Below are 6,229 nucleotides of genomic sequence, written 5' to 3'. Positions count from 1 at the left end.
CACTCATTTTTTCGCTGATGGTGCGGTTGAGATGTTGAAGTATTAGGGGCGCATATTGCCGTATCTTATCAGCGTAGGGTTTCAGGTCGGCTAGATTCCATTCTTTAAAAGGATCTAAAAAATCGTTTAATCCTAATGCTTCTCGAATTCGTCGCCGTAGTGCTGTACCGGAAATATCCCACGGACAAACACCTTGATTCCAACTAGCTTGTTTTTCTAATGATTTGGCTGTTCTATCGAGTGATAATTCCGGGTTGATTTGCGCCTCTAAGTTGAGCAGTTCTCCGCGTCGTTGGCCGCTTTTATCCCAAAGCACATCTTCTACTGTTAGCTCGTCTAAACAGTAAAAGTCTTTGAGATAAAATTTGGTCACTGCTAATGCGTCTTCTGGGGAAATGCTTTCCTGAGATTCCAAAAGTGCCACTTCTGCATAAGTTAAATCGGTAGCGGCAACTATAGCTTGAGCTTCAATTAATTGAATTTCTTCTTTGGCTTGCTTTAACAAAACTTTGACTGCTGACTGGGATTGTCGCTCATCAATTTTTATATGATGCCCTTCGTGTTTGAGCCGAATTAATAGGGCATCTCTTAGATTCCTCATTGAATAATTCTGCTCGGCACTAATTCGGGCATAGAGATTTACATGGGGGTTTGATTGCCAATCGAAATTAGCAATATCTCCAACAATGTCAGGTCTGAGGTTGGAACGAATTAAGCTAACGGTGGCATCGGTTCTTTGTTGTAATTGGTTTTTAATTTCGAGATAATTGCTTGAGCGAGAAATTTTACAGAAATTTGTCCCACGTTCGGCACACCAAACCACACGCTCTACTGTGTCGCGCACACGAATTAAAGATTGGGACATATCAGCGTCGGTGGATGATGCCCCGGTGAAAATTCCATAGACTTTTTCAATGAAATCTTTGAGTTCAATGCTAACTCCCGTGGCGATTGTGGGAGTACAAATAATTACGTCATATAATCCTTCGGCCAATACAGCATCGGGTGTTTTCATAAACCGTTTTTCAACTGTATTGCCGCTGGTTTCGGAGTTAATTAGCAGGATTCTAATTCCTGGAATTGCTTTAAGTAGCAGTCTTGCTGTTGCCTTGCTAGTGGCTTTGCTATCTGTGGTGACATACAGCGTCTTGCCAGGCTGTAGTTGACGGGCATCAGTAATTAAATCGTTGACGATCGCTGATTTATCTAGTGCTTGGATAAAGGTGACATGGTAGGGTTCGGGTTGGTAGTCGTTGCGAATTAAGAAAATGGGGGTGTCATCTCCCCGTAGTTCTTTAATGTAGTCTAGGGTCTGGTTATTTAAATCAGCATCAGCCACAATTATCCGCCGGGCGACTTTACTTAATTCGGCAAATCTGGCTAGTAATGCGGGGCGTTTGCCATTGCTTGAGCAGGTGCTAGAGGTGAGTAAGTGACGCACTATCTGGACAATTTCATCAATGATTAAGTCACAGCCTGCGAATTTTTGGGGGTCGATGGCTAACAGGGAATCAACACAAAAACCAATTCTTAGGGTGTAAGCAGATCCTTTGATAAAATTGCCGTTGAATTTATCTAAGTCGCCACGGTAATCTAAGTTAGCCCTGGCACATAAATTTTGTACCAGCGCAATTCTGTGACTGGCGGCTAAGACTTTTTGAGAATGAGCTGTGGTTTTGGCGATAAACTTAGTTTTACCTGTCCCCTTGCTGGAGTCGATGCCAATAATTCCCGATTGGGGTAAGTTTTTGATTTCTAAGGTGGATAAGTCAGCTGTGGTCAGTTGTAGAGAGGGTTCGTAAGTTAAACGATTTTCTAAGCGTTGCCACAACTGCCAGTGTGTTAGTGGTAGGGCTTGGTTTAAGGCTGTTGACCAAGCTGTAATTCCAGCGTTAACTATTAGGTCATCAACACCTTTACACTGTCCTTGCTGACCGTTCCAAATGGCAATATCAGTCTTACTGCCAGCTGCAATCAGTAATCGGCTAAAGCGATATATGGCAGCGTTCACCCGTTTCTGGGTGGCTGGGTTGGTGTCCTGGTCAAAGGCTAGGGTCAGGTGTCTACCTAATACAGCAAATCTGGCTATGTCTGGGATTAGGTGGGGTGAGATGGGGTTGCCTAGTGAATCTTTGCTGCGGTAGCCGCCGTTAATGCCATAAAGGGCAATGGCTACGTATCCTTCTGACAACAGGCATAAGGATTTTTTACCGCCTTCTGTAATTACGATCGGGATTTCTGGGTGAAGTTCTAGCCAGTTCCAGAAACTTTCTCCTGGCGGTGGGACTTCTACACTGTAGCGATTGGCAATTAAGCGTCTAGTTTCTCGGTTAATGGCGGGGAGATAGGCGCGTGAACCGTTGCCAATTGGGGTTTCGTATTTTTGAATCTTGTCTTTTTTCGGGTCAGTCCTGGGTGTACTGAGTTTGGCTTGCCAGGGGCTACCGTCTTCCGAGAGCAGTAGTGCTGCGTAAAGTGTTGGTTTGGCTTGATGCCCAAATCTGGTGTATTTCCAGTTGAGTGCATCATGTATTGGTGTGGCGACCTCCCCGCCGGCATTGATTTCTAAGTCGCTGATGATGCGGATGTTTTCTCTGTAGAGTTCAACGGCGATCGCGCTCCCGGCAATAAATTCTCTCTCAATTCGGCTGGTAAACTCCTCAATGCTCTCTGTTGGCAACAGGTTTTGAGCAGATGGTAGAACACTTGATAGATTTTTCAATTTCCTTCTCCAAGCTGAGGTGACATTGCCCTCGCCTAGAAAAGACTGATGTTCAACTTTTATCTACAGAACAGTTGGCGTAACTTGTGCGGTAGATGGTTAAGAATCAAGCAGTTTTGGTAAAGCCTTCATGCCTATTTTGTTCCTCTCAATCTGTTGGAAATAAAGTGATAGACATTTATAATCAAAGAAAGGCTCCACTTGATCCTTCTCCAGTGGGGGTTTTACACTCTGTCTTTCCTAGCGGGGTGTGCGTGTGGTAGGTGTTCGTAGCACCGAATCCACAAATTGCGTAGTAAATTCAAATGAAAAATTTGAGTCAAAGTCTGTGAGTTCGTAGCTCGCAGACTTCTTGGCATTTATGGACTCAAATTTTTAGTTATTAAAGGCCATAAATAGAAATCATTGAGTTTATTGGGTTGGAGATGTTGTTTGGTTGGCAGCATATTATTGAGTAATACTAAGCACATATTCAAATCCGATAACAGTATTTAATTTAGCTGGCAAATATTCAGGTAAAAACATTTTGTAAGTCACTTAGTTTTCTATATCACAGCACTTTTATCCAGCCTGACTTTGCTGGACACTCGCAACTGCATTTTCTTTAAGCCATTCATCTATCAAATTGTTTGCCACTTCAGACATTTCCAACCCTTTAGCAGCGCAAGCCGCCTTAAAAGCCCTCTTTTTTTCAGGGGACATATATACCCGTACAGCTTCTTGACCTTTAGCCATGTAAATACAAACGAACCTTTTCCTAACTTTGCCACAATTAGGAGCTAAAAGCTTCATCGCTATTAAGGCATTAAAGTACTTGCGCTTTAGTACCTTAATACCTTAACATAAAAATTAGTAAGACAGACAACCAACAAGTGCCGTTATTCAATACCTGTCTACCGAAGAAGGGAAAGCTTATATAACAATGCTTCTAGCGTGTGGGCGCAACAAGATAGCGATAACTATCAGATGTCTGGGTTACACCTGCCAGTAGCTATTACTGGTTATCAATCACTATTTGCCCATTAATCGATAAATGCTTTATGAAAGCGTCAAACTCCGCACGGGGACTTGATTTAGACTCCCCTGGCTTGTTTTGCTCAAGTTATGTTACAAAATCTGAACTTGCAAGAATTCTTAACATTGCCCGTTCAACTTTGGTCAGTTGGGACAGCATCGCACTATACCGCATAGATAGCTATCGCCAAGCCTACCCAGTCAAAGGCGATGGCAGTACAGACCGTTCTTGCCCATTGTCACCATACCAATCTTGGTGTTTGTCCCGTATTGGTCGGGTAATGCAAAATCTCAAATCGGCTGAACGGGTAAAGAACTACATCAAAAAGCATCCCGAAGATTTTAGCCCAGCGAAATTTCAAAGCCAATTTCATCAAGTAACTAGAGGTAATGCAGCATGAATACGAAAGATATGGTTTCTATCAAAGAGGTTTGTGAACTTTTGGAGATGCCAGAGGAAATTATTAGATTCTCCTTGCAAGAGTCGCATCCAGATGATTTTGATAGTCTCAAAGAAATCAGTTTCGCTGAGTTTGAAATATTAGCTCAAATCCTCAAACAGAAAGCCTCACAAGAACAAACTGGAGAAATAGCCGCGATTGCGCCATCAACTAACAATACTCTGCCAATTCCAGAACAACAAAAAATTATCAATGGTGCGTTGAATGCTCTAACTGAGTTTGCCGGTAACTACACATTGACCATCGATAAAATAACTTCCACCTTGGCATTTATCAGTGGACAATCAGTTGTTAATAATTTCGTTCACATCCACTCCACCACAATTAGAAATGGCTTAGAAGATTACTTAGATGAGTTGGCAGGTGAGTTAACTGCTGCTGCTCACTCCATCAAAGGAGTTGATGCTAACGATTTTTTAGCCCAACGGGGAATTACCCCGAAACAACGAACTGCTCAGAAGTCATTAGAAGAAATTATGAATCTAGCAGCAAATATCTAGATATTGCCTACAGATTAGCACTGTCAGACAGTCGCTTCTTATCGTTGTTGTTGAGTATTTCAAGAGAAAGAAAAATGCATTTATTGACTGAAGTTTGTTTCTATTCTGGTGTGGCTACTCTCTCCTTAGTTGGTGGGATAGCTGCTTGTATATCGCCTTTGGGAGTTGGGTTATTTACTGCTGGATTAGTAATGTATGTCAACCAAAACAGACAATGATAGGCACAAGTTAGAGGCTACTTATCAGTGGCTTGCTTTCAAAATCCGCCCAGTCCTTCTAATAAGTTGTATCACAATTCCTAGTTTCTTTGGAGCTTATATCTATGCAGCAAGTTTTGACTGTCGAGCAAATTTTAGCAATGCTCAAAGGGTACGAAGAGAGTTTGAGGATGTTGAGGGCAAGGCCAGAGTACATGAAATTAGAGGCATCAGAGCGATTCACTACGTCAAATGACCTCCGTTTGGGTGATGCAATTCAAGCACTTTTAGAGATTCACGAAGCAATTTTAGATATCAAGTTTTATTCCCAAGTTGAGGGACAAACAAATACTTTCAACGACAGCCAAAAAGCGTAATTATTTGTACTCTTTTGGAGTCAATAGAGGCAGCAATGAATAATTTAAGCAGAGTCTATGACTCAACTCTACTAACCAATTCCAAGGTGTACCAGATTGATAGAACGCTGTATCAATACCTATTTAGAACAGGGACAATCCAGCATCAAAAGTACCATTTTCGCCCTCTGGCTGGACAACGTAAGAAGGCTGATTTATTGCTCAATCACAAGGCTTTAACTACTCGCTGTTATGAAGTAACAGGGATGTCTACTAATGCTTCAGTTATCAGCCAATCATCACTGCAATTATCGATTTTTTGAGGTGAATTATGAACACTCAACCACTGCCAGAATTGATTGCACAAGCCCAACAATTAGTAACCCAAATTCGGCAGCATCCACAATATCAAAGGTTGAACTTTGATTGTGATGTAACCCTTGGGGATGTCAGCCAGTTTTTCAACACTCTGCAATGGTCAGCCACAGCTTCAACTGTGGACGTTTCAAGAGAAGGCTTTTTTCAGTGATGGGGAGAGCGATTGCCCAGCCGACCAAAGCAAGCAATCGCCCTACCTTCGTGTCTACCGCCGCATAACGATAAACGACATAAGGATTGTAAATCATGACGAAACCGCTTGGATACTACTGTGCTTTAACGCCTGGAGATGGAACCTATCTGGACTGGTTGCAAGATACTTATGGTTCTTGTCTTGAAGGGATTAATCGCATCGAAAAACTGCATTTTTTGAAAGCGATAACTGAAAACTTAATCGCCTCCGAAATCGCTACACAGGGACAATATTTATTGTCAGAATCCGCAGAAACTATCCAAAAACTTCAAGAGGATTTGTATCAATACACTCCCATAGGTGTAACGACCTGCAATACTAATCGCTCAAACCTGCAATCAAGACATTTACAAACCAGGATTATTTGCAACTATAATTACGCTTCAGCCAGGATTAATTGCAACTGAA

The 6,229-nt window shown here is 42.1% G+C and carries 9 protein-coding genes; 7 read left to right on the top strand and 2 right to left on the bottom strand.

All coding sequences use genetic code 11. The annotated features are described in order from the left end of the window. A partial coding sequence (locus tag H6H03_RS38905; RefSeq protein ID WP_190960316.1) for a plasmid replication protein, CyRepA1 family occupies window positions 1–2,722 on the bottom strand: 2,722 nt, incomplete at its 3' end. Between the two features lie 561 nt (window positions 2,723–3,283). After that, window positions 3,284–3,457: a plasmid partition protein ParG gene (locus tag H6H03_RS38900; protein WP_171974288.1), complete on the bottom strand. Its 174-nt coding sequence runs from the start codon at window positions 3,455–3,457 to the stop codon at window positions 3,284–3,286. A 305-nt stretch (window positions 3,458–3,762) separates the two neighbouring features. Here H6H03_RS38900 and H6H03_RS38895 point away from each other — a divergent pair, with 305 nt between their 5' ends. From H6H03_RS38895 to H6H03_RS38865, 7 genes are all read left to right on the top strand, one after another. Beyond that, the gene (locus H6H03_RS38895; protein ID WP_190960315.1) at window positions 3,763–4,137 is read left to right on the top strand and encodes a hypothetical protein; all 375 of its coding nucleotides are present in this window, start codon (window positions 3,763–3,765) and stop codon (window positions 4,135–4,137) included. Further along, window positions 4,134–4,697 (top strand): hypothetical protein, encoded by a 564-nt coding sequence (locus H6H03_RS38890; RefSeq protein ID WP_190960314.1) that lies wholly within the window; start codon window positions 4,134–4,136, stop codon window positions 4,695–4,697. The genes H6H03_RS38895 and H6H03_RS38890 overlap by 4 nt, the downstream gene beginning before the upstream one ends. A gap of 74 nt (window positions 4,698–4,771) precedes the next feature. Next, window positions 4,772–4,915 (top strand): hypothetical protein, encoded by a 144-nt coding sequence (locus H6H03_RS38885; RefSeq protein WP_190952750.1) that lies wholly within the window; start codon window positions 4,772–4,774, stop codon window positions 4,913–4,915. Between the two features lie 104 nt (window positions 4,916–5,019). Continuing rightward, the gene (locus tag H6H03_RS38880; protein ID WP_190960313.1) at window positions 5,020–5,271 is read left to right on the top strand and encodes a hypothetical protein; all 252 of its coding nucleotides are present in this window, start codon (window positions 5,020–5,022) and stop codon (window positions 5,269–5,271) included. A 35-nt stretch (window positions 5,272–5,306) separates the two neighbouring features. Beyond that, window positions 5,307–5,573: a hypothetical protein gene (locus H6H03_RS38875; protein WP_190960312.1), complete on the top strand. Its 267-nt coding sequence runs from the start codon at window positions 5,307–5,309 to the stop codon at window positions 5,571–5,573. Window positions 5,574–5,581: 8 nt separating this feature from the next. Continuing rightward, on the top strand, window positions 5,582–5,779 hold the full coding sequence (locus H6H03_RS38870) for a hypothetical protein (RefSeq protein ID WP_190960311.1): 198 nt from the start codon (window positions 5,582–5,584) through the stop codon (window positions 5,777–5,779). A 95-nt stretch (window positions 5,780–5,874) separates the two neighbouring features. Further along, entirely contained in the window at window positions 5,875–6,228 is a 354-nt protein-coding gene (locus tag H6H03_RS38865) for a hypothetical protein (protein WP_190960310.1), read from the top strand. Window position 6,229 lies beyond the last annotated feature (1 nt).

Source organism: Nostoc paludosum FACHB-159 (assembly GCF_014698835.1).
Classification (GTDB): Bacteria; Cyanobacteriota; Cyanobacteriia; order Cyanobacteriales; family Nostocaceae; genus Nostoc; species Nostoc paludosum.
Note: the sequence above shows the minus strand (reverse complement) of the source record. Positions and strands in the feature narration are given on the sequence as shown.

Bases quoted from the DNA above. Each gene is read 5' to 3' on its own strand.
- H6H03_RS38870 (WP_190960311.1), top strand. From the start codon at position 5,582: ATGAACACTCAACCACTGCCAGAATTGATTGCACAAGCCCAACAATTA.
- H6H03_RS38890 (WP_190960314.1), top strand. From the start codon at position 4,134: ATGAATACGAAAGATATGGTTTCTATCAAAGAGGTTTGTGAACTTTTG.
- H6H03_RS38895 (WP_190960315.1), top strand. From the start codon at position 3,763: ATGAAAGCGTCAAACTCCGCACGGGGACTTGATTTAGACTCCCCTGGC.
- H6H03_RS38865 (WP_190960310.1), top strand. From the start codon at position 5,875: ATGACGAAACCGCTTGGATACTACTGTGCTTTAACGCCTGGAGATGGA.
- H6H03_RS38880 (WP_190960313.1), top strand. From the start codon at position 5,020: ATGCAGCAAGTTTTGACTGTCGAGCAAATTTTAGCAATGCTCAAAGGG.
- H6H03_RS38885 (WP_190952750.1), top strand. From the start codon at position 4,772: ATGCATTTATTGACTGAAGTTTGTTTCTATTCTGGTGTGGCTACTCTC.
- H6H03_RS38900 (WP_171974288.1), bottom strand. From the start codon at position 3,457: ATGGCTAAAGGTCAAGAAGCTGTACGGGTATATATGTCCCCTGAAAAA.
- H6H03_RS38875 (WP_190960312.1), top strand. From the start codon at position 5,307: ATGAATAATTTAAGCAGAGTCTATGACTCAACTCTACTAACCAATTCC.